The organism is Variovorax sp. 01T439_2, assembly GCF_056398445.1.
Window position 1 is genome coordinate 1 of sequence record NZ_JBFTPJ010000625.1, and the last position, 3,611, is coordinate 3,611.

A 3,611-nucleotide genomic window follows, 5' to 3' on the forward strand; every position below is an offset into this window, starting at 1 on the left:
AGGATCGGCGAGGCAAAGGTCCAGAAGCGCGACAGCTCCGGGCGCGGTTCGAGCTTAAGCATGGGTCGCCTCCTTGATGTTGTTGTTCTTCTTCTCCCAGAGGCCGCTCATCCATTCGCCGATCTGCGGCAGCGTGGCGGCCGCGCGGTCGACGGAAGGCGACAGCCGGCCCTTGGCGATCACGTGCAGCCGGTCGCTGATGTCGAACAGCTCGTCGAGCTCTTCGCTCACCACCAGCACCGCGCAGCCGGCGTCGCGCAGCGCAAGGATCTCTCCGCGGATCAGCGCGGCCGCGCCCACGTCCACGCCCCAGGTCGGCTGCGACACGATGAAGAGCTTGGGGTTGGCGTCGATCTCGCGGCCGACGATGTATTTCTGCAGGTTGCCGCCCGAGAGCGATCGCGCCGCGGCATTCGGCCCGCCGGCCTTGACGTTGAAGCGCTCGATGATGGCCTTTGCATGCTTTTCGAGCGCCCCGGTGCGGATCCAGCCGCCCTTGCCCACCGCATTGCCGCGCGTGAGCAGCAGGTTGTGCGCAAGGCCGAGCGTGGGCACGGCGCCGCGGCCCAGCCTCTCCTCGGGCACGAAGTGCAGGCCCATTGCGCGCCGCGCGCGCGGCCGCAGCCGGCCGGCCGGCTTGCCGAACACCTGCACCATGGCGGACTCGGCGCGCACGTCCTCGCCCGAGAGCGTGTAGAGCAGCTCCTTCTGGCCGTTGCCGGACACGCCCGCAATGCCGACCACCTCGCCGGCGCGCACCTCGAACGAGATGCCGTCGAGGTCGACGCCGAACTGGTCCTCGCGCGCGAGCGTGAGCCCGTTCACGCGCAGCGCCACCGCGCCCGCGTGCACCGGCCGGTGCTGCAGCGGCGGCGGCTCGCTGCCGATCATCAGCCGCGAGAGCGATTCGTTGCTTTCGTCCTGCGGATTGCACACGCCCGTGACCTTGCCGCCGCGCAGCACCGTGCAGGCCGTGCACAGCTCGCGGATCTCGTGCAGCTTGTGGCTGATGTAGAGGATGCTGCAGCCCTCCGACGCCAGCTTGTTGAGCACGCCGAAGAGCTTGATGACCGCCTGCGGCGTGAGCACCGAGGTCGGCTCGTCGAGGATCAGCAGCTTGGGGTTGGTGAGCAGCGCGCGGATGATTTCCACCCGCTGCATCTCGCCCACCGACAGCGTGTGCACCGGCCGCGAGGGATCGATGTCCAGGCCGTATTCGCTGGCCTTGGCCGTGATGCTGCGCGCCACCTCGGCCAGCTGCAGCGACTTGTCCAGGCCCAGCCACACGTTCTCGGCCACGGTGAGCGTGTCGAACAGGCTGAAGTGCTGGAACACCATGCTGATGCCCAGCGCCCTCGCCTGCTGCGGGTTGCGCAGGCTCACGGCCTGGCCGTCGAAGACCACCGTGCCTTCGTCGGGCTTGACCGAGCCGTAGATGATCTTCATCAGCGTCGATTTGCCGGCGCCGTTCTCGCCGAGCACGGCATGGATCTCGCCGGGCGCCACGGCCAGCGAGATGTCGCTGTTCGCCACCACCGCGGGGTAGCGCTTGGTGATGTTCGCGAGCTGGAGTCTGGGGGTTGTCATGCCGGGTTCGTGGGTTTGTCTCGTTCAACAGCAACAAAGCGGAAGCAGCTATAAGTTTAATAGCAGCTTCCGCATCCATCGGCGCCCGACGGCGCGCCCCTCAGTGTCCGCCGATGTAGGCGAACTTGAACAGGAAAATCGCCGCGATCACCCAGACCATCGCATGCACTTCCCGTGCCCGGCCGGTGCAGAGCTTGAGCACCGCGTAGGTGATGAAGCCGAAGGCCAGGCCATTGGCGATCGAGTAGGTGAAAGGCATGGCCAGCGCGGTGACGGCCGCGGGGATCACCTCGGTGGTGTCTTCCCAGTCGAGCTCGACGAGGTCGCGCAGCATCAGGCAGCCCACGAAGAGCAGCGCCGGGGCGGTGGCATAGGCCGGCACCGATCCCGCGAGCGGCGAGATCATCAGGCAGGCGAGGAACAGCACCGCCACCACCACCGCCGTGAGGCCGGTGCGCCCGCCGGCCTGCACGCCGGCCGCGCTTTCCACGTAGGCCGTGGTGCTCGAGGTGCCGAGCAGCGAGCCCGCGAAGATCGCGCCGCTGTCGGCCAGCAGTGCCTTGTTCATGCGTTCCATCTTGCCGGGCACCAGGAGGCCCGCGCGCTTGGCCACGCCCATCAGCGTGCCGGTGGCGTCGAACATCTCGACCAGGAAGAACACCAGCACCACATTCAGGATGCCGCCCTTGAGCGCGCCCAGGATGTCGAGCTGCATGAAGGTGGGCGCAATGGACGGCGGCGCATCGAACACGCCATGGAACTTGTTGCCGCCGAAGAAGGACGACAGCACCGTCACCAGCATGATGCCGATGAGGATGGCGCCGCGCACCTTGAGCCGGTCGAGCGTCACGATCACGAGGAAGCCCAGCGTCGCCAGCACCACCGGCGCCGAGTGCAGGTCGCCCAGCGTGACGAAGGTGGCCGGCGAGGCGGCCACCACGCCCGCGCTCTTGAGCGCGATGAGCGCCAGGAACATGCCGATGCCCACGGTGATCGCCGTTCGCAGCGACTGCGGTATGCCCTGTATGAACAGCTCCCGCAACCCCGTGACCGTGACGATCAGGAACAGCGTCCCCGAGATGAACACCGCGCCCAGCGCCACCTGCCACGTGTAGCCCATGCCCAGCACCACCACGTAGGCGAAGTAGGCGTTCAGCCCCATGCCCGGCGCCATGGCAATCGGGTAATTGGCATACAGGCCCATGATCAGCGTGCCCAGCGCCGCGATCAGGCAGGTGGCCACGAACACCGCGCCCTTGGGCATGCCCGCATCGCCGAGGATCGAGGGGTTCACGAAGATGATGTAGGCCATCGTCAGGAAGGTGGTGAGCCCTGCGATGACTTCGGTGCGCACGGTGGTGTTGTGCTCGGTCAGCTTGAACATGCGTTCAAGCCAGTTCGCGCCCTGCGGCGCGCTGCGCGCGGCTGTCCCCGAGGCGTGGGGATCGGTGACCTTGGGCACCTCTTCAAACCTGTTCATGTCGCTTGTCTCCAGCTGTTGTATGTGGCGGTTCGTTCAAACATGCCTCGGCCGCGACGCCGGCGCGGCCAGAGGAAGAATCGTCAGGGCGGATCGGGGGCTTCGGCCGCGAAGGCGCGCGAGGCCGGCGTGGTGAAGGCGGGCCGCAGCGACGCCGCCACGTCCTTGATGCATTCGCGCAGCCAGCGCGCGGAACTCGACGAATGGGTGCGCTCGTGCCAGAGCTGGTAGTACATGAGGCGCGGCAGCGCCACCGGGCACTCGAGGATCTTCACCGGCAGGCGCGCGGCAAAGCGCTCGCAGTACTGGCGGCCGGTGGTGAGCACCAGGAGGCTCGACGCGACCATGTCCGGGATCAGGCTGAAGTGCGCGCAGCGCGCCGTGATGTTGCRCTGCCGGCCGAGCTCGTCGAGCATCTGGTCGATGATGCCGCGCCCGCCCGGGTGCATGGGCGTGGGCGCGATGTGCTCGGCCGCGAGCCAGGTCTCCAGGTCCCAGCCGCGGCGCACGGCCGGGTGGTCCTGGTTGACCAGCGACACCACCT

Annotated in this window: 3 protein-coding genes; all 3 read right to left on the bottom strand. The window is 67.8% G+C overall.

What is annotated here, in order from left to right:
• Nucleotides 1-54: 54 nt before the first annotated feature.
• The gene (locus tag AC1DOC_RS24605) at nt 55-1,587 is read right to left on the bottom strand and encodes an ABC transporter ATP-binding protein (protein WP_412511570.1); all 1,533 of its coding nucleotides are present in this window, start codon (nt 1,585-1,587) and stop codon (nt 55-57) included.
• Between the two features lie 100 nt (nt 1,588-1,687).
• Nucleotides 1,688-2,971 (bottom strand): NCS2 family permease, encoded by a 1,284-nt coding sequence (locus tag AC1DOC_RS24610; RefSeq protein ID WP_478079643.1) that lies wholly within the window; start codon nt 2,969-2,971, stop codon nt 1,688-1,690.
• Between the two features lie 179 nt (nt 2,972-3,150).
• Nucleotides 3,151-3,611: LysR substrate-binding domain-containing protein (locus AC1DOC_RS24615; protein ID WP_478130679.1), on the bottom strand; the 461-nt coding region annotated here is incomplete at its 5' end.

What these genes read in the sequence shown, in the direction of transcription:
- AC1DOC_RS24605 (WP_412511570.1), bottom strand. Translation starts at nt 1,587, where the DNA reads ATGACAACCCCCAGACTCCAGCTCGCGAACATCACCAAGCGCTACCCC.
- AC1DOC_RS24610 (WP_478079643.1), bottom strand. Translation starts at nt 2,971, where the DNA reads ATGTTCAAGCTGACCGAGCACAACACCACCGTGCGCACCGAAGTCATC.